Raw genomic sequence first — 18,367 nt, 5'->3', positions numbered from 1 at the left:
GATCACGTCCCCGGCACCGGAGCAGCCGCTGTCCTGACCTGGGCGTCTCACGGAGCTCGGGTCAGATGAGGGCGTAGGCCGTCACCGAGGCCGCCTGCTCGGCGCGGTCGCGTATGCCGCGGAGCATCTTCTGGCTCATCAGCGAGCTGACGGCCGACACCGGCTCGACGAGGAGCGGGGACCAGCGGTGGGGGTAGCTGAAGCGCTCGCGGGTGATGAGCCGCGTCGCGCGGTGGGGGTGCCGGTGCAGCACGAAGGCCCAGGTGAAGTCGTAGGGCGCCGCCTCTGGATCGCCCGGCATGGCCGGTCCTGCGTGCAGCACGAGGGACCGGCCCGGATCGACGGCCACGACCGCGAGCGCGACCTGCGGGTGCAGGCGCACGATGTCACCGGGCTCGAGGTGCTGCCACTGCTCGACGACCGAGTCGGCGCTGTGCAGCTGGCAGCCGGCGAGGTTCTCGAGCCGGTCGTAGCTGTAGAAGCCGCCCCGGTCGGCGCCCAGCTGCACCACCCAGGGCCAGACGAGCTCGGGTAGGGCCTCGATGGTGATGGCGCGCGTGGCGACCAGTCCTGGTGTCGGCAGGATCTCGTCGCCGGGTAGGCGCTCGCGACACTCCTCGGTGGTCGCGCCCCAGTGCAGCACCGACCAGCGCAGCGTCATCACGGACAGTGCCGCGGCACCGACGAGTGCCGGTGCGGCGAGTGGCCTCATGCCACCCACGGTAGTCGCGATCGCCTTGTCCGGCGGGGTGATCCGCGTCAGCCGCCCCCCGCTCCACCGCACCGGGAAATGATGGGGCCCGGCTCGCGATCGCGATGCCGGGCCACCAGTGACGGTTCACGTACCACAACGGGCCAACCGTCGAAGTCTTGGTCTTGCTGGGAACGAGTCTCCTCGGGCCCACCGACACCGGCTCGCGTGACACGCCGGTGGCGCACGTTCTTTGCGACGACCGCGAGGTCACGGCACGCCCGGCAGCTCCCACGTGGTGCCGTCGGTGGTGTCGATGAGGGCGGCCCGGTCGAAGCGCAGCGTCAGGGGCAGGCGGTCCGACACCGCGTCGACGACCGTCTGCAGCCGCACTCCGGGCACGCCTGTGGTCGCCGACACGTGCGGCATCCAGTGGCCGGGCTCGTAGTGGTGGTGGATCGTCGCGCCGGTGGCCCGCAGCGCCTCGACGGTCCGGGCCTGACGCGTCGCCAGCGCAGCCTGCGCCGCCCCGGCGAGCGCCACGCGGCCCCTGGGGAAGATCACCGTCCCCTGCACGGAGATCTCGACCGGCCCGCCGTCGGAGAGCCCGGCCACGGCGCACCGGACCGGTTCGGGCTCCCAGGCCAGCAGGACGGCATACGACAGGTGGGCGACGTGCTGGCCGTGGGTGTGGGTGAGCAGCGTTGGTATGCCGTCCGCCTCGAGCCGCTGCCACAGCGCGCGCACGAGACGGTCGGACCTGCGGTCGAGCAGGAGGCAGAGCGCCAGCGCCATGCCCCATTGTGGACATGCCGGGGTTCCACAGGCGCGGCCTACGCTGGGCCCGTGCCCCCTCTGCCGAGCGACCTCGACGTCGTGAACGCCAACCGCTACGTGTCGCTGACGACCTTCCGCAAGACTGGGGCACCGGTGTCCGCGCCCGTGTGGATCGCCCGCGACGGGGATGAGCTCGTCGTCGTGACCGTCGAGCCGAGCGGCAAGCTGAAGCGTCTCGCGCACACCTCCCGCGTCGAGCTGCGTCCGTGCGACATCAGGGGCCGGGTGGCCGAGAGCGCGCCGACGTATGCCGGCACGGCCGTGGTCGACCGCACCCCGGAGGGCGTCGCGGCCGTCAAGCAAGCCATGGCGGGCAAGTACCTCATGGCCCGTCTGGGCGACCTGGTCGCGTCGGTCACCGACCGGGTGCGCCCGCGCGCGCCGCGAGCCGCGGTCCGGATCACGCTTGTCTGCGGACGAGACGTGTCCAACCTTGGACACAGGGTTTCGACAGGCTCCTGAGCTGCGTTTACCGTGTGCACATGAGCCCCACGGCAGGAGCCCGGCTGGTCCAGCGCCAGCTCGGGAGGCTGCTGCGCAGCAAGGTCGCCGGCGACGACGCGCCGGCGCGCGCGCAGCGGATCTGGGGCGCCCAGGGCGAGCGCTGGTTCACCGCGGAAGACCCCGTGTGGCGGGTGCACGCCGATGCCGCGATGTTCCCCGCCGGGATCACCTCCCTGCTGCTCCAGATGCTGCACCCGATGGCGATGGCCGGGGTCGCCGGCCACAGCGGCTACAAGAGCGACCCGTGGGGCCGGCTCCAGCGCACCAGCCACTACCTCGCGACGACGACCTTCGGCACCATCGAGCACGCCGAGGAGGCCATCGCGATGGTCCGCTCGATCCACGAGCGGGTGCGCGGCAAGGACGTCCACGGCCGGCCCTACCGCGCCGACGACCCGCACCTGCTGATGTGGGTGCACGCCGCGGAGATCGACTCGTTCCTGCGTGGCTACCAGACCTTCGGCGACGACCCGCTGACGGACGAGGAGGCCGACGTCTACGTCGCGCAGTCGGGGATCCCTGCGGCTCGGCTCGGTGTCGTCGACCCGCCACAGTCGGTGACGGAGCTGCGGGCCGTCCTCGGCTCCTACCGCCCCGAGCTGGAGGCGTCTCCGGCGGCCCGCGAGGCTGCGCGCTTCCTGCTCCTCGACCCACCCCTGCCCCTCTTCGCCCGGCCGGGCTACGGGACGCTCGCCTCCGGCGGCGTGTCCCTGCTGCCCGGGTGGGCGCGCGAGATGCTGGGCATCCCCCTGCCCGGCGTCGTCTCGGCGCTCGTGGCGCGGCCCCTCGGACACCTCGGCACGGCTGCGGTGCGGTGGGGCATGGCCGGACTGGCGGAGCGCCGCCCGTCCGACTCCCCCGGACACCCTGACGAGCCTGACGGCCTCGTCGGGGTCCCGGCCGCCAGCTGAGCGGCCATCTTTGACCGGGCCGGGTTGCACTCAAGAAGCGGGTGCACCCGGCCCGGCGCCCGGGTCGCCAGCATCAGGACCCGGATCCCCCGAGGCTCCGCCGCCACTGACGGCTGAGCAGCAGGCGGGTCCTGCGGTCATCGGTTGGTGGGCTCAGGAGCGCGGGCGCGACAGGGCCCACGCGAGCAGGTAGGCGCGGCTGTTGCCGTCGTCCACCCACTTCTCGTCGAGGTCCTCCGCCGCCCGCACTGCGGACTCTCGCTCCCCGGGGCCGGCCAGGGCGCTGTACATCAGCAGGTAGTCGCCGAACTGCTGCGCGTAGCCCTTACCGGCGGTCGCCTCGCTCACCTGTGCCCGGATCCGCGCCGGGTCCCCGCCGAGGTATGCCGGCGTGCTGGGACTGAGCGGCAGCAGCAGGATCGCGAGCATCGCCGAGGGCGCCGGGGAGAACCACGTTGCGTAGTCGCGCTTGCCGCCCCAGTTGAGCGAGACGACCTGGTGCCCGAACCCCTTGTAGACCGGGTCGGCGTGGTCGAGGCGCAGGCCGTAGCGCAGGGCGGTCGACTCCTCGCCGGCCAGCATCCACCGGCCCTGCCGCTCGAGGGCGGGGTTGCGGGATGCCTGACCCCACAGCGAAACTCCCAGCCAGGCGTTGATCGCCTCGGAGGTGCTCTCCTGGTTGTTGCCGTCGGCGAACGGCGCGGTGCCGCTGGCCCACGACTGTGCCGCGTAGGCGTCGAAGGTGCGACGGTCTGGGAACAGCCCGCCGGAGCCACTGCCGGCGATGTCCGCCGCGACGAGGTCGAGGACCGGCCGCCACCGCTTGACCAGCGACTGGTCCTCGGCTGCCAGCACCCCTGCGGTGTAGAGGAAGTAGCCGTAGTGGAAGTGGTGGTCGTTCCACTCGTCCGACCCGAATGACGCCGTGAGCCCGACGATCCCGTGCCCGGCCGCGTCGTGGACGAAGCAGCTCGCGGGCCGCCTGGCACAACCCTGTGGCTCAGCCCACCGGTCGAGCTCCGTGACGAGGGTCTTCTTGGAGGATGCCGCAACGTCCGTCAGGTCGAGCTGCCGGGCCAGGCGGTGCAGCTGGGTGAGCCGCTGGAGCGACTTGCCCCCGAAGTAGGTGTCCGCGGGGAAGGGTTTCGTCGCGGCGACGTCCTTGCGCACCTGGGTTGCGAGCCGGTCGCGCTCGTCGTCGCTCAAGCCCGAGAGGTCCAGGTCGGTCGTCACGCGGTGCGACGGCGCGTCCCACGAGAGGGCGCTGCCGCGGCATACGCGCGCGGTGCCGTAGACGGTCCGGAAGGTGCCGAGGTCGCAGCGGGTGCCCTCGGCGAGCCCGGCCTGCTGGTGCGGCAGGACGACCACCGCGGCGTCGCCCTTCGTCCCCTTGGGCCGGGTGTAGCTGAGCCGGGTCGTCGCGGTGTCCCTGGAGATCCCGTAGGCGACGGTCCCTCCGGTGACGGGAGCGGCAAGCGACGCCATGGTCCCGGCCGAGCCGCCGTCGGGGACGGCATACCACGTGACCGACTGGCCGCTCGGAAGGTCGACCTCGGCACCGGAGACTGGTCGCCCGTCCGTCACGGCGCCGTAGGCCCGCCCCGCGACCTGCACCGCGGCGGGGTTGCCTGTTGGCGCGACGGACTGCTTGAGCTTCACGCCGCGTGCCGCGGTGAAGGTGAGGAACGGTGAGCCGCGGGTGAGCACCGTGCGTCCGATGGCGCCGCCGTCCGACGCCCGGTGCTCCACGGTGACGGTGAGGTCGTCGTAGGCGACCACCGTCGTGGACGCGGCACCCGGCACGGTGACGGTGATGTCCGACACCGCGGCGCCGCTGATGTTCTTGTCCGACGTGACGACGCGCGGGACGCCGAAGCCGAAGCCGGAAGGGCTCAGCGTGACGCTGAGCGGCAGCGGGAACACCGGCTGTGACGCACCGCCCAGGGCCAGCGCGGAGAACCAACGGTTGGTGGGTGGCACCAGGCCCTTGGCGAGCCGGTCGGTGACGAGGCGCTTGGGGGTGCGCTGCACCAGCGCTGCTGCGTCCTTGCGCAGTGTGGCGGCGTCGAAGACCGGCTTGCGGGCGTCGACGAGGCCGTCCCCGGTGGCGTCGGGGCCGGAGTCGCCGCCGGAGCCACTGCCGGAGTCGCCGCTGGTCGAGCCAGTGGTCGACTCACCGTCCGAGCCACCCCCGGAGCCGCCGATGCATCCCGCGAGACCCAGCACGACGACGAGGAGCACCGCGAAGAGCCGGCGAGCCGGCCACAGGCGGCGGGCCGCGTCCGGGGCCCTCACGTGAGACCGATCTTCAGCAGGAAGTCGGTGATCGCGTCCCTGGTCCCGGCGAGCGGGCCGTCGTCGCGCAGGTGCAGCGTCGCCGCGAGCGGCGTGCCGGAGGCTGAGAGCTCCGGCCTGGTCGGCTGCTGCAGGGCTGGGCTGGCGACCGTCACGGTGGTGAGGGCCCGGCCTCCGTCGGTTCGCACGTTGACGTGGTCGACCTTGCCCTTGACCGTGCTGTTGTCGGGCAGCCGGAGGTCGACCGGCGCACCCTGCTCGATGCGCTCGTAGTCGCGCGGCGAGAGGACGAAGTCCGCGCGGGCGTACTCCGACCCGACGGCGCGGATCTTGGCGAGGTCGCCGCCGTCCTGGACGTAGGCGCCGACCCCGGTCGTGACCGCTGTGAGGCGCCCGGCGGCCAGGGACTTGTAGGTCACGGTGCCGGACCTCTTGCTGATCTTGAAGGCGTCACCCGAGGGGGCCTTGACACCGTTGGAGAGGTCGTACTGCAACGCGGGGCTGGTCACCGTGAACAACTCCTGACCACGGGTCACCATGTCGCCCTCCTTCGCCTTGACCGCAACGACCACCCCGCCGTATGCCGCGCCCACCGAGTACTGCGCGGCGACGACCTGGCCCGTGACGCTGAGGGCGCGGGCCTGGCGCTGGTTGAAGAAGAGGACGAGCACGGCGGTGAGCGCCAGGACGGCGAGGATGCCGCCATACAGTCGGAAACGGGTCTGCCAGGTCATCAGCTGTTCTCCTCTGGATGGGCGTCGGGATGCGCGTCGGCATGGGCGCCGGATCGGGTCAGGACCCGGCCCCTGGATCGGGCCGCCCGCGATGTGGCACGGCGGCTGGCGCGGCTGTCATGGTGGTCGTGTCGCTTGTGGCGGTCGCCGCGCCTGCCGGCCATGGCTTGCGCCCCGTCGCTGCCTCGAGATGGGGCCGGGGCACCGGTGAGCACGCCGTCGAACGCACCGTCCGGCGCGAGGACCGCTCCGGGGTGCTCGAGGGGCCGGGCGACGACCGTGCGCTGCGCGATCGGCGCGGGCGTCTCCAGGTGGCCGGGCAGCTCTGGGACGGCGCGACGCAGCCTCCGGGGCTCCCGCGCCGCCGTCACGACGAAGCTGGCCAGGATCAGGGTGTTGGTGATGTTCCAGAGCGTCGCGACCGTCAGGGTGCTGTGGTTGATGTCGCGCCACACCGCCACCGCCGACGTCGGCAGCAGGAAGGTCAGCATCAGCACCTGCGGGATGATGTAGGTGAAGGGCGATGTGGCCTTCCGACGGCTGCCGGTGACGTGCCACTTCTGCTCGCGGCCCAGCAGCACCCCGAACAGCGCGCGGGTGTAGATCGGGAAGGACACCGTCGCGAGGAGCAGGCACTCCCAGCGGAACGAGCCCACCGTCAAGAACGCCAGCAGGATCTGCATGACGTAGAAGCCGGCGTAGTAGAGCGCCCAGGTCCCGAGGCCGAGCTGCATGGTGACCGGCCGCAGGTCGAAGTAGATCTCGAGGGGCGGCACGAGGAGCAGCAGCAGCGGGGTGATGCCGGCGAGGTAGTGCGTCGCCGTGACGGCGTACATGATTCTCTGGTCGACGGTGAGCTTGCGACGGGGTGAGAGCGGGTTGTGAGTCAGGAGGATCTCGAAGCCGCCTGTGGCCCATCGCTGCTGCTGCTTGGTGAAGCCCTCGACCGTGTCCGGGGCGTCGCCGACCGCGAGCACGTCCGGGATGTAGACGCTGCGCCACCCGGCCTCGTGGAGCATCAGCGAGGTCCAGACGTCCTCCGACTTCGAGTCGGTGTAGATGCCGCCCACCTCGTCGATGGCGGTGCGGCGGAAGACGACGTTCGTGCCGACGCAGAACGCGGCGTTGAAGTGGTTGCGGCCCGGCTGGATGAACCGGTAGAAGACGGTCTGCATGTAGCCCGCCCCGCGGCTGATGACCGTGTGCAGGTTGCCGTAGGTCTGCGGCGTCTGCACGAAGGCGACGTCGTCCGTCGTGAAGAACGGCATCGTCTCCACGAGGAACTCGGTGTCGGGCACGAAGTCAGCGTCGAAGATCGCGAAGAACTCGCCCTTGGCGAGCGAGAGGGCGTGGTTGATGTTGCCCGCCTTGGCACCGTTGTGCGAGAGCCGTCGGACGTAGTGGCAGCCGAGCTCGGCGGCCAGGTCACGGACCTCGTCGCTGTCGCCGTCGTCGAGGATCCACGTCCGGTGGCGTCCGGTCATGGCCCTGGCCGCGGCGGCCGTGCGGCGGATGGTCTCGGGCGGCTCGCCGTAGACGGTGACGAAGACGTCGACGAGGACCTCCCGGCCCCTGATCCGCAGGGGCCACTGGGTGCGCGCAGCGTCGCTTCCGGCGTCCACGGGGTCGAAGAGCGCGTCCCGGGCCGTGAAGTAGGCGTAGTCGCGCGGGCTGGCGGCGCCGGACAGGATGGTCCACACCGCGAGGAGGGCCTGGCCGATGAGGATGGCCTCGGCCGTGATGACCATGCCATAAGGCAGCCAGTCACCCCGGTTGGAAGGGTTGAACAGGAAGCTGGCGTAGAGCAGGATGCCCAGCGCCGCCAGGACGGTGAGCAGGATGAGAACGGGTGTGTATGCCGTCCGCGCGGCGTCGCGCTGCGTGGGCGGTGTGACCGGTGTGAGCGGTGTGAGCGGTGTGAGCGGTGTGGCGAGGCGGTCACCGGGATCGATGGCCAGGGTTCGAGCAGGGTCGTGCGGCACGTGCACCCCCAGGTGCGGTTGCGGGGCGAGACGACATGGCCCAGCGTCCCGGCGACGCTCGTCGCGCAGGGAGGGCAGAGGGAAACCGGAAGAAGGGCCAGCCGTGGTCAGGGGTCTCCGAGGCGGCGGCGACCCGGAGAGAGGTCGGCAACGCTGCCGGCACAATGACACCCGCGGGATGCCGTTCAGCTGAGGGCATCCTCGCGGGCGTTCAGGCCCTCACCTACCCACAAGAGCCGGGCGTATGCCACCCTGGAGCCGACGTTCTTGCGCGCGTGGCGTCAGGCCTCCAGGGCTGGTCACTAGGCTGGGCGCGTGCCCAGACTCGTGCTCACCGTCATCGGCGACGACCGCGCCGGCCTCGTCACTGCTCTCGCGGACGTCGTCACCGCGCACGACGGCAACTGGGAGGACAGCCAGCTGGCCGAGCTTGCGGGCAAGTTCGCCGGCATCGTCGTCGTCGGGGTGCCGCCCGAGCGCGTGGACGAGCTGACGGCGGCCCTGCGTGAGCTCGACGGCCTGCTCGAGGTGACGTCGCACCCGGGCGCCGAGGAGGGCGGCGTGGCCGACGACGCCGCGGCGCAACGGTTGACCGTCGACCTGCTCGGCAACGACCGGCCCGGGATCGTGCGCGAGGTGTCGTCGGTGCTGAGCGGACACGAGCTGTCGATCGAGACGATGACGACGGGCACGCGTGAGGCGCCGATGGCCGGTGGGCTGCTCTTCGAGGCGCACGTCGTGGTGCGAGTGCCCGGTGGCTCGGACACCGCGGGGTTGCGCGCCGACCTGGAGCGGCTCGCGACCGAGCTGCTCGTCGACATCGCGGTCGCCTGAGGGGCCTGCCGGTCCGGACATGACAATGGGGCCCGCCTCGCGATGCGAGCTCGGGCCCCGTGACGGTTCACGTACCACATCGGGCCAACCGCCAAAGTCTGCGTCGTCGGTGGACGACTCCCTCGAGTGTTGGGGCGACAGCGTGGCGGAATGTCCCGATTCGAACGACCTTGCGCAACTCTTGCAGTCCCCTTGCAGTTCCGGGTGCGGTTCCCGTGCATCTGGCCCCTGACGGCGACATCGTCTACGAGTAGGGCCAGGTTGCGGGCGCGAGTCGCGGCCCGAAGCGGACGGCATACGCCATCAGTGGGCGCGGAGCGCGCCTCTTGTGCGCAGCAAGGGCGGCGAGGACTCTGAGGTCATGGACGCAACGGGCTTCACCGCGCATCCGGACGCCGTCGCGCCCGACGCCAGGACCGTTCCGATCGCGAACTACGGCTTCCTCTCCGACGGGGAGGTGACGGCGCTCGTCGCGCCCGGGGGCGACATCGACTGGATGTGCGTGCCGCGGCTGGACTCCCCGAGCATGTTCGGGGCGCTGCTCGGGCGGCACGCGGGAAGCTTCCGGCTGGGGCCGTCCGACGCCAGCGTGCCGACGGCGCGGCGCTACCTGCCGGGCACCATGGTGCTCGAGACGAGCTGGGGGACGTCGACGGGCTGGATCATCGTGCGCGACGTGCTGCTCATCGGTCCGTGGCACCACGACGACGGGGTGTCGACCAAGCACCGGCGCATCCCGATGGACTACGACTCGGAGCACACGCTGCTGCGCACGGTCCGCTGCGTGGCCGGCGAGGTGCAGACGGTGGTGGAGTGCGAGCCGGTCCTCGACTACGGGCAAGCACCGGTCACGTGGGAGCACACGGAGCACGGCTACCACCAGGCCCGGGCGCGGGCGGAGGGCTCCGACGTGACCCTGACGCTGACGACCGACATGCGGCTCGGGTTCGAGGGCGGGCAGGCGGCCGCGCGGACGCTGCTCAAGGAGGGCGACGAGCGGTTCATCGCCCTGTGCTGGGGGCAGGTGCTGCCGCCGCTGACGCGCGAGGAGGCGCACGACCGGCTCGAGTGGACGGCGCACCACTGGCAGCACTGGCTGGCCAGGGGCCGCTTCCCCGACCATCCGTGGCGCAGCTACCTGCAGCGAAGTGCTCTGACCCTCAAGGGTTTGACGTATGCGCCGACCGGCGCGATCGCCGCCGCTGCCACCACCTCGCTGCCGGAAACCCTTGGCGGGCAGCGCAACTACGACTACCGCTACACGTGGATCCGTGACGCGACGTTCGCGCTGTGGGGGATGTACTCGCTCGGGTTCGACTGGGAGGCAGTCGACTTCTTCTCGTTCATCGCCGACGTCGCCGAGCGTGACGAGGACCTGCAGATCATGTACGGGATCGGCGGTGAGCGTGACCTGGCCGAGTCGACGCTCGACCACCTGCCGGGATATTGCGGGTCGCGCCCCGTGCGCATCGGCAACGCCGCGCACTCGCAGGTGCAGCACGACGTGTGGGGCGCGCTGCTCGACTCGGTCTACCTGCACTCGAAGGTGGCCGACCACCTCGACGGGCGGATCTGGCCGATCCTCGGCAAGCAGGTTGAGGCGGCCCTGAAGCACTGGCGCGAGCCGGATGCCGGCATCTGGGAGGTGCGCGGCGAGCTGCAGCACTTCACGTCGTCGAAGATCATGTGCTGGGTCGCGGTCGACCGCGGGGCACGGCTGGCGACGATGATCGGGCAGGATGCGCAGTCTGCCGAGTGGCAGCTGGCGGCCGACGAGATCAAGGCCGACATCCTCGAGCAGGGCGTGGACTCGCGCGGGGTGCTGACGCAGTACTACGGCACCGACGCCCTCGACGCGTCGCTGCTGCTCGCCCCGCTGGTCCGCTTCCTGCCGCGGGACGACCCGCGGATCCGCGCGACGGTTCTCGCGATCGCCGAGGAGCTGACGGTCGACGGGCTCGTGCTGCGCTACCGCGTCGACGAGACGGACGACGGGTTCAGCGGCAAGGAGGGCACTTTCACGATCTGTTCGTTCTGGCTGGTCTCCGCGCTGTCGGAGATCGGCGAATACCGGCGGGCGCACGAGCTGTGCGCGAAGCTGCTGTCCTTCGCCGGGCCGCTCGAGCTGTATGCCGAGGAGATCGACACCCACACCGGCCGGCACCTCGGCAACTTCCCGCAGGCGTTCACCCACCTGGCCCTGATCAACGCGGTCATGCACGTGATCCGATCGGAGACCCGGGCCAACCCGGAGATGTGAGCGGCGCCGGACGCGCGGGCCGGCGGGACGGCATACGCAAGCAAACGGGGAACCGTTCGAGCGCCGCAGGTCGACAGTGGGGGTATGGCAGCGCTCGTCGCCCCCGACGACCAGACCCTCCTCGAGGCCCTGGCCGATGGTGACCTCGGCGCCCTGCGGCAGCTCTACGACCGGCACGCCCCGTGGCTGTCGGTGCGGCTCACCCGACGCTGCAACGACCGCGAGGTCGTCGCCGACGTGCTGCAGGACACGTTCGTCGCGGTGTGGCAGGGCGCTGGCCGCTACCAGGGCACGGGCGAGGTCGGCGCGTGGATGTGGGGCATCGCGATCCGGCGGCTCGTCAGCCGGCTCCGCACCCGCCGCCCCGTCGTGCTGATGCCCGACCCGACGGCCCGGGGCGCCGCGTCGGTCGCGGTCGAGGACGAGCTGCTGCAGGGGGTGGAGTACGGCGACCTCGGCCGCGCCATGGCGTCCCTCTCCCCCGAGATGCGCGCCGTCATCCAGGCCACAGTGCTCGACGGGCTCACCACCCGGGAAGCCGCCCGCCTGCTCCACATCCCGCAGGGCACCGTCAAGACGCGGGCGCACCGCGCCAAGGCGCACCTGAGAGCCAGCCTCGTGGAAGGAACCCGATCATGAGCACTCGTCACGTGCGACCCGACGACCTGCGGGCGTGGGTGCTCGGGGAGGCCGACGGGCTGGTGTCCCTCTCGGTCGAGCAGCACGTCGTCACGTGCCCCCAGTGCCAAGCCGCCGTGGCCGACGCGGTCGGTCACGTCCCGTCACCGATGGCGTATGCCGTCTCGCCGGCCGCCGCTGACCGTGACCCTTCGCGCGAGGCCTCGCTGCCGGACCTCGACGCGGTCTGGGGCTCGGTGCGCGACGAGATCGAGCTGCCGCGGCCGTCGGTCCTCGAGCGGCTCCTCGTCCGGCTCGGCCTGCCGCCGGCTGACGCGATGCTCGTCTCGGCGGCCCCGGCGCTGCGAGGCTCGTGGTTCTGCGCCGTCGCACTCGCCGTCGCCTTCGCCGCGGGCGGTGCGGTGGCGGCCCGGACCGGCGGCGTCACCATGTTCCTCACCGTCGCGCCGATCGTGCCGGTGCTGGCGGTGGCGACGGCGTTCGGGCCCGAGGTGGGGGCGTCGGCGCTGGAGCAGGAGAGCGCGGCGCCCTACCCGCTCGTGCGGCTGGTCCTGCTGCGCACGGCCGCCGTCCTGCTCGCCGCCCTGCCGGTCGTGCTCCTCGGACAGCTCGTCTTCCCCGAGGCCGCGGCGTGGCTCTGGCTGCTGCCGGCCCTGGGCTTCACCGCCGCGGTGCTCGCCCTGTCGCCGTGGTTCGGCCCGTGGTGGCCGGCCACCGTGATCACCGCCCTCTGGCTCGTCGGCACCGCCGCGGCCTCCCGCCTCGACACGATCTGGGTGGTCTTCGCGCCGCGCTACCTGGTGCTCTACCTCCTCATGCTCGTCATCGGCCCGCCGGTTCTCGTCCTGCGGGCAAGGCATCTCGGCACCATCGGAAGGATCCCGTCATGACCTCCACACCCCCGACCAGCTCGGGCAGCTCTGGCCGCTCGAACACGCCTGCCGGCTCAGGGCGCCCGCCCACGGTCTCGCTGCGCGGCGTCACGAAGCGCTACCGCTCCGTCGCCGCCCTCGACGCGGTGGACCTCGACCTCGAGCCCGGCATCACCGGCCTGCTCGGGCCCAACGGCGCCGGCAAGACGACGATGCTGCGGGTCATGGCCACGGTGCTGCGGCCCGACGAGGGCCAGGTGCGCCTGCTCGGCCGGGACCCCGGCCAGCCGGACGCCCGCACCGAGATCCGGCGGCGGCTCGGCTACCAGCCGCAGGAGCTCGGCTTCCCGCGCGGCTTCACCACGATGGCCTTCGTCAACTACATGGCCGTCCTCAAGGAGTGGGCCGACCGCGGCATCCGCACCACCGAGGTGCGGCGGGTGCTCGACCTCGTCGGGCTCGGTGACGTCGCGACGAAGCGCATCAGCCGCCTCTCCGGCGGCCAGCGCCGGCGGGTCGCCCTGGCGCAGGCCCTGCTCGGCACGCCGGAGCTGCTCGTCCTCGACGAGCCCACGACTGGGCTCGACCCGGAGCAGCGGGCGTCGTTGCGCGGAGTGCTCGCCGACATCGCCGCCACGTCGACCATGGTCATCTCGACGCACCAGACCGAGGACGTCGCCGCCCTCTGCAACCGCGTCATCGTGCTCGATGTGGGACACGTCCACTTCGACGGCACGGTGCCCGAACTCGTCTCCCTGGCGACCGGGAAGGTGTGGATGGCCACCCAGCCTGACGCCGCGGCGCTCGCGTCGTGGCGCACGGCATCCGGCCGCTACCGCAACGTCGGTGAGCACGTGCCCACGGGGGCCGCGCTCGTCGAGCCCAGCCTCGAGGACGCGTACCTTCTTCTTCGCGGTGCCGCGGGTCTTGCGCCCGCCTCGTCCACGGAAGCTGCGCCCTCGGCGGAGGTGGCGTGATGGCCACCGCATCGGAGGAGGCCCTCGCCGTCACGGCAGCGTTCGCCCCGCGTCCCGACTACCGCACCCTTCTCGGCACTCTCGGCCTGCTCGAGGCGATCCGCCTCGCCAAGCACCCGGTGCTGCTCGTCAGCATTGCCCTCGGGGTCTTGTTCACCGGGCTCGCGGTGGCCGACACGTCCACCACGGTGTCGACCGACGCCTTGGGGCTGCCCGTGGTGGCCGCGACGATCGGCCTCGGCGCGATGCTGGCCGCCTTCTACCTCACGCGCTCGTTCCACCGGGCCGACGAGCTCCTCGAGGCCTCCCCGACGTCGAGAACCGCCCGGACGGGCGCCCTCTGCCTGACCGCCATCGTGCCGGCCCTGATCGCCTCGCTCTGGCTGGCGTTCTACTACGGGCCGAAGCCGGCGGTGCTGGATGCCCCCGAGTGGATGTACGGCATGTTCTCGCACGCCGACATCGCCGCGGTGCTCGTCAGCCAGTCGGTCATCGCCGCGGTCGGCGGCACCCTGCTCGGCGTCGCCGCCGGGCGGTGGTGGAGCTTCCGGGCCGCCTCTGCGGTGCTCGTGCTGGGCGTCGTGGCGTGGACCATCGGTGTGCTCGGGGTGTTCAGCAGCGGTGATGCGGTCCACCCGGGATGGAACCGCTGGGTCCGCCTCTTCGCCCCGGTCGGCTACTTCAGCTCCACCAATGCCGACAACAGCAAAGTGGTGAGCCTCACCGGATCGACCCGGTGGTATGCCGTCTGGCTGCTCACGCTGTGCGCCCTCGCCGTCGTGGCTGCGCTGCTGTGGCGCTCGGAAGGCGCCACCCGCCGTCGGGTCATCCGGGCCGGGGCCATCACACTCGCCCTGTCGGTGATGACCTATGGCCTGGCCGCGAGTGGTGGCCTCAGCCACGAGGTCCGCACCTTCCCGGACGGCCACAGCGTCGTCCTGGTGGCGAAGTGAACGCGCGAAGAGCGCTCGGGGCCGTCTGGTCCGTTGAAGCTGGACCCTCGTCGGAGGTGGCGTCATGACCAGCACCCCGCAGCACGCCCTGGCGGTGACGACAGCCTTCGCCCCGCGCGGCGGCTACCGGAGCCCTTTCGCCGCGCTCTTCCGCACCGAGGCACGACGCATCGCGAGGCACCCGGCGCTCTTAGTCGGCGTCACACTGGGGATCGGCCTCACAGCCCCGGCTCTAGTCCAGCAGGCAGATCGGGCGACGAGTGACGCCCTCGGGATGCAAGTCTTGGCCCTCACGGTCGGGCTTGGCGCGATGCTGTCGGCCTTCCACCTCACCCGGTCGCTCCACCGAGCCGACGAGCTGCTCGAGGCCTCCCCGACCTCGCGAACGGTGCGAACGGGCGCGCTCTGCCTGACGGCAGTCGTCCCGGCCCTCATCGCCCTGCTGTGGCTGGCCTTCTACTACGGCGTTGCCCCGGGGGCCCTGAACGCTCCGGAGTGGATGTATGGCCCCTTCTCCCACGTGGATGTCGCCGCCGTGATCGTCGGCAACTCGCTAGTTGCCTGCGTCGGCGGCACCCTGCTCGGTGTCGCCGCCGGACGGTGGTTGCGCTTCCGCGCCGCCTCCGTGGTGCTTGTGCTCGGCGTCGCGGTGTGGACCCTCGGTGTGTTGGCAGCCTTCGGCGGCGGCAACGCTGCACCCGCAGAGTGGAACCGGTGGGTCCGTCTCTTCACGCCAGTCGGCTATTTCACCGCGAGCAACGACAACACCTCCGTGCTCGCCCTCACCGGATCGCCGTGGTGGTATCTCTGGTGGCTACTCACCCTCTGTGCCCTCGCCGCGGTCGCCGCCCTGCTGTGGCGGTCGGAGGGAACCACCCGGCGCCGCGTCATCCGGGCGGGTGCCATCGTTCTTGCCCTGTCGGTCGTGACCTACGCCCTCGCCGCGGGTGGCGGTCTCAGCCACGAGGTCCGCACCTACCCGGACGGCCACAGCGTCGTTCTGGTGCCGAAGTGAACGCGCCGCGAGCACTAGGGCCCGCGTCCTCCACGGAGGCCGCATCCTCGGCCGAGGTGGCGTCATGACGAGCACCCCGCAGAACGCCCTGGCGGTGACGACCACGTTCGCCTCGCGCGGCGGCTACCGAAGCTCTCTAGCCGCGCTCACTCGGATCGAGGTATTCCGCCTGGCCAGGCACCCGGTGCTCATTGCCGGCACCTTCCTGGGAGTCGTCGGCACGACCGAGGCCCTGATCCGAGCGGCCGGTCCGGCGACGGACGAGGCCTTCGCCCTGCCGGACGTCGCCAGCACGGTCGGCGTCGCCTCGATGCTGTCGGCGTACTACCTCACACGGTCGTCCTCCCGGGCCGGCGAGCTGCTCGAGACCTCCCCGACCTCGACCACGAACCGGACGGCCGCGCTCTGCGTCATCGCGGTCGTGCCGGCCCTGATCGCCGTGCTGTGGCTGGTGCTCTACTACGGCGTCAGGCCGGCGGCGCTCGCTGCGCCGGAGTGGATGTACGGCATGTTCTCGCACGCCGACATCGCCGCCGTGCTGGTCGGCAACTCGGTCGTCGCCGCGGTGGGGGGCACCCTGCTCGGTGTCGCTGCCGGACGGTGGTGGGGCTTCCGGGCCGCCTCCGCGGTACTCGTGCTCGTGGTGGTCGTGTGGACCATGGCAGTCCTGGGAGCCTTCAGCAGCAGCGACTCCGCTCCGGCAGCCTGGACCCGATGGTTCCGGCTCTTCGCGCCGTTCGGCTACTTCACCTTGGCGGCGCCGGACAACGCCTCCGTCATGAGCCTCACGGGATCGCCACGGTGGTACCTCGCCTGGCTGGTCACGCTGTGCGCCCTCGCCGCAGTGGCCGCCCTGCTGTGGCGGTCGGAAGGCCAGACCCGGCGCCGGCTCATCCGTGCCGGGGCAGCCACTCTCGCCCTGTCGATGCTCACGTACGGCCTCGCGGTGAGTGGCGGCCTCAGCCAGCCGGTCCGCAGCTACCCGGACGGCCACAGCGTCGTGATGGTGCCGAAGTGAACGTGCCGCGAGTCCTTGGCCCCGCCACGGGGATCCCGTGGCGGCCCGTCGCGGTGCTCACGGGAATTGGGGTCGGTCTGCTCCTTGTGGCTGCGGTCTGGACCGGGACGTCTGTGGCGAGCACCGCTGTGACAGTTGGCGTTCCGCTCCTGGCGGGCGCGACGGCATACGTGCTCGACGAGGCGGCCAGCGAGGCGGTGGCGGCGGTCCCGACGTCGCTGCGGAGGCGCAGTTTGGCGCGGTTCGTCGTCGCGGCAGTGGTCGTGGCTCTGGGTGCGCTGGCGCTCGTGGCCCTGGCGCTGCGCAGTGGGAGTGGCGCCAAGGCCGGGATCATCGTGCAGCTGGTGGGCCTCACGCTCGTGGCCGTGGCGGCCGCTGCCGCGATGCGACGCCGTGTGGCCGAGCCTGGCGAGGTGGTGGCCGGCGGACTCTTGGGGGCGGTGCTGGCCATCGTCCTCGCGCACCCGCTGGACCGGTGGGTCGACGTCTTCCCGTCCGAGGCGGGCCAGCGCTGGGCCGGCTCGCTGGTGCTCTGGGGGCTGGTGGCCGCCGTCAGCCTCGCGGCGCTGTGGGCCGCCACCCGGGACCCGCTGGACTGACGGTTCGCGCAAGCACGGTCTCGCCGACCCCTCGGAAGCTGCTCCCTAAAACGGAGCAGCTTCGCCTTCCCCGCCGGGAGCTACGGCGTGCGCCACGATGGGGGCGTGCCTGATGACTTCCTCATCGCCCGCAACCCGGACGAGGCGAGCACACAGCCGTACCTCGTACGGATCCCACTGGGCGAGCACGGGATCCTGCTGAAGAGCAAGAACACGTGGCCCCGAACGAGCAAGGTCTACTGCCACCGGGCCGACTCATGGCCGGAGGACGCCGAGGTGGTGGAGCGTGTCGCGACGCGGGTGTGCGTCCGTCGGGGCGCTGCCATCGAGCTCGTGCTCGACCGCACCAAGGAGAGCCGGTCGCAGTTCGTGCTGACGCACGTGAAGGGCCGCGAGGCCATCTTCTGGCAGAGCGCCCGGACTGCGAAGCAGGCGAGGCGCGCCGTCCGCATCCCGACGGCTCGCGCGGCCGGCGCGCCCGGGGAGGCTGACGCAACAAGCCCGCTCGAGATCGTCGTCGACGCGTATGCGCGCTACGCGTGGCGCTTCAGCCACCAGCAGGTGAGCACGCGCAAGCAGCGCCTCGACGCCGGCGACTACGCCGTCGAGTTCGATGGACGCGTCGTCGCCGCGGTCGAGCGCAAGAGCCTCGAGGACCTCACCTCCTCCCTGCTGAACGGGAAGCTGAGGTATGCGCTCGCCGAGCTGAGCGGCATACCGCGGGCAGCCGTCGTGGTCGAGGAGCGCTACTCGCGGGTCTTCGGCCTGACGCACGTGCGCCCCGCGGTCGTCGCGGACGCGATCGCGGAGTGCCAGGCCCGCTATACAGCGGTGCCGATCGTCTTCGCCGAGACACGGGCGCTCGCGCAGGAGTGGACCTACCGCTTCCTCGCGGCGGCGCTGCGCGAGGTGGCGGCCGAGGACCACGCCGACTCGCGGATGGCTGGCCTCGCGCCAGCGGGGACCGGTGCCCGAGCCGGCGCCGAGCACGGCGGTCGTGCGGGCTTGGGCGCTGGCCGAGGGGGTGGCGGTGAGCGACCGCGGCCGCCTGCGCCCGGAGGTCTGGGAGGCGTACCGCGCCGCGCACTGACTGCATGCACCTACCGGTGGAGGTGTCGGCGTACGGAGGGGTCGGCGAGCAGCTTGCCGTCGCGGCGGTGCAGGCGGGCGAGGAGGACGCCGTGCTCGGGAAGCTCCCCCAGCATGTGGTCGGCGAGCATGAGCAGGGGGCGGTCGACGTAGCTGT

17 protein-coding genes are annotated in these 18,367 nt (G+C 71.8%); 12 read left to right on the top strand and 5 right to left on the bottom strand.

The genetic code is table 11. The features are described 5' to 3' along the window. Positions 1–61: 61 nt before the first annotated feature. Both AC3WRT_RS14995 and AC3WRT_RS14990 read right to left on the bottom strand, forming a co-directional pair. On the bottom strand, positions 62–712 hold the full coding sequence (locus tag AC3WRT_RS14995; protein ID WP_492723233.1) for an SRPBCC family protein: 651 nt from the start codon (positions 710–712) through the stop codon (positions 62–64). 249 nt (positions 713–961) lie between these two features. Beyond that, entirely contained in the window at positions 962–1,486 is a 525-nt protein-coding gene (locus AC3WRT_RS14990; protein ID WP_492723232.1) for a 2'-5' RNA ligase family protein, read from the bottom strand. Positions 1,487–1,537: 51 nt separating this feature from the next. Here AC3WRT_RS14990 and AC3WRT_RS14985 point away from each other — a divergent pair, with 51 nt between their 5' ends. Both AC3WRT_RS14985 and AC3WRT_RS14980 read left to right on the top strand, forming a co-directional pair. Continuing rightward, a complete protein-coding gene (locus tag AC3WRT_RS14985; RefSeq protein WP_492723231.1) occupies positions 1,538–1,990 on the top strand; it encodes a PPOX class F420-dependent oxidoreductase in 453 nt (150 codons plus the stop codon). Positions 1,991–2,010: 20 nt separating this feature from the next. Next, positions 2,011–2,943: an oxygenase MpaB family protein gene (locus AC3WRT_RS14980; protein WP_492723230.1), complete on the top strand. Its 933-nt coding sequence runs from the start codon at positions 2,011–2,013 to the stop codon at positions 2,941–2,943. Between the two features lie 153 nt (positions 2,944–3,096). On the opposite strand, the gene AC3WRT_RS14975 is transcribed toward AC3WRT_RS14980, so the two are convergent. From AC3WRT_RS14975 to AC3WRT_RS14965, 3 genes are read right to left on the bottom strand one after another with little or no spacing between them, the layout of a single operon-like run. Continuing rightward, positions 3,097–5,238 carry a glycosyl hydrolase gene (locus AC3WRT_RS14975; RefSeq protein WP_492723228.1) on the bottom strand — a complete coding sequence of 714 codons (2,142 nt, stop codon included), beginning with the start codon at positions 5,236–5,238 and terminating at the stop codon, positions 3,097–3,099. After that, positions 5,235–5,972, bottom strand: coding sequence for an efflux RND transporter periplasmic adaptor subunit (locus AC3WRT_RS14970; RefSeq protein ID WP_492723226.1), 738 nt, complete (start codon positions 5,970–5,972; stop codon positions 5,235–5,237). The genes AC3WRT_RS14975 and AC3WRT_RS14970 overlap by 4 nt, the downstream gene beginning before the upstream one ends. Continuing rightward, complete coding sequence (locus AC3WRT_RS14965; RefSeq protein ID WP_492723224.1) at positions 5,972–7,954, bottom strand: glycosyltransferase family 2 protein; 1,983 nt, start codon at positions 7,952–7,954, stop codon at positions 5,972–5,974. The genes AC3WRT_RS14970 and AC3WRT_RS14965 overlap by 1 nt, the downstream gene beginning before the upstream one ends. Before the next feature lie 315 nt (positions 7,955–8,269). On the opposite strand from AC3WRT_RS14965, the gene AC3WRT_RS14960 reads away from it, so the two are divergent. The 10 genes from AC3WRT_RS14960 to AC3WRT_RS14915 all read left to right on the top strand — a co-directional run bounded on the left by AC3WRT_RS14960 (position 8,270) and on the right by AC3WRT_RS14915 (position 18,363). Further along, positions 8,270–8,788, top strand: a complete 519-nt coding sequence (locus tag AC3WRT_RS14960; RefSeq protein WP_492723223.1) for a glycine cleavage system transcriptional repressor — start codon at positions 8,270–8,272, stop codon at positions 8,786–8,788. Between the two features lie 361 nt (positions 8,789–9,149). Then, entirely contained in the window at positions 9,150–11,048 is a 1,899-nt protein-coding gene (locus AC3WRT_RS14955) for a glycoside hydrolase family 15 protein (protein ID WP_492723221.1), read from the top strand. An 84-nt stretch (positions 11,049–11,132) separates the two neighbouring features. Next, positions 11,133–11,687 carry an RNA polymerase sigma factor gene (locus tag AC3WRT_RS14950; protein ID WP_492723219.1) on the top strand — a complete coding sequence of 185 codons (555 nt, stop codon included), beginning with the start codon at positions 11,133–11,135 and terminating at the stop codon, positions 11,685–11,687. Beyond that, positions 11,684–12,577 carry a hypothetical protein gene (locus AC3WRT_RS14945; protein ID WP_492723217.1) on the top strand — a complete coding sequence of 298 codons (894 nt, stop codon included), beginning with the start codon at positions 11,684–11,686 and terminating at the stop codon, positions 12,575–12,577. Before AC3WRT_RS14950 ends, AC3WRT_RS14945 begins: the two co-directional genes overlap by 4 nt. Then, positions 12,574–13,536, top strand: coding sequence for an ATP-binding cassette domain-containing protein (locus AC3WRT_RS14940; RefSeq protein WP_492723215.1), 963 nt, complete (start codon positions 12,574–12,576; stop codon positions 13,534–13,536). Before AC3WRT_RS14945 ends, AC3WRT_RS14940 begins: the two co-directional genes overlap by 4 nt. Next, a complete protein-coding gene (locus AC3WRT_RS14935) occupies positions 13,536–14,489 on the top strand; it encodes a hypothetical protein (protein WP_492723213.1) in 954 nt (317 codons plus the stop codon). The genes AC3WRT_RS14940 and AC3WRT_RS14935 overlap by 1 nt, the downstream gene beginning before the upstream one ends. A 64-nt stretch (positions 14,490–14,553) precedes the next feature. Beyond that, on the top strand, positions 14,554–15,504 hold the full coding sequence (locus tag AC3WRT_RS14930; protein ID WP_492723211.1) for a hypothetical protein: 951 nt from the start codon (positions 14,554–14,556) through the stop codon (positions 15,502–15,504). Positions 15,505–15,568: 64 nt separating this feature from the next. Then, positions 15,569–16,522, top strand: coding sequence for a hypothetical protein (locus tag AC3WRT_RS14925; protein ID WP_492723209.1), 954 nt, complete (start codon positions 15,569–15,571; stop codon positions 16,520–16,522). A gap of 128 nt (positions 16,523–16,650) precedes the next feature. After that, positions 16,651–17,121 (top strand): hypothetical protein, encoded by a 471-nt coding sequence (locus AC3WRT_RS14920; RefSeq protein WP_492723207.1) that lies wholly within the window; start codon positions 16,651–16,653, stop codon positions 17,119–17,121. 105 nt (positions 17,122–17,226) lie between these two features. Further along, positions 17,227–18,363 (top strand): ERCC4 domain-containing protein, encoded by a 1,137-nt coding sequence (locus tag AC3WRT_RS14915; RefSeq protein ID WP_492723205.1) that lies wholly within the window; start codon positions 17,227–17,229, stop codon positions 18,361–18,363. Positions 18,364–18,367 lie beyond the last annotated feature (4 nt).

Source organism: Terrabacter sp. FW104-15G4B (assembly GCF_058790095.1).
Note: the sequence above shows the minus strand (reverse complement) of the source record. Positions and strands in the feature narration are given on the sequence as shown.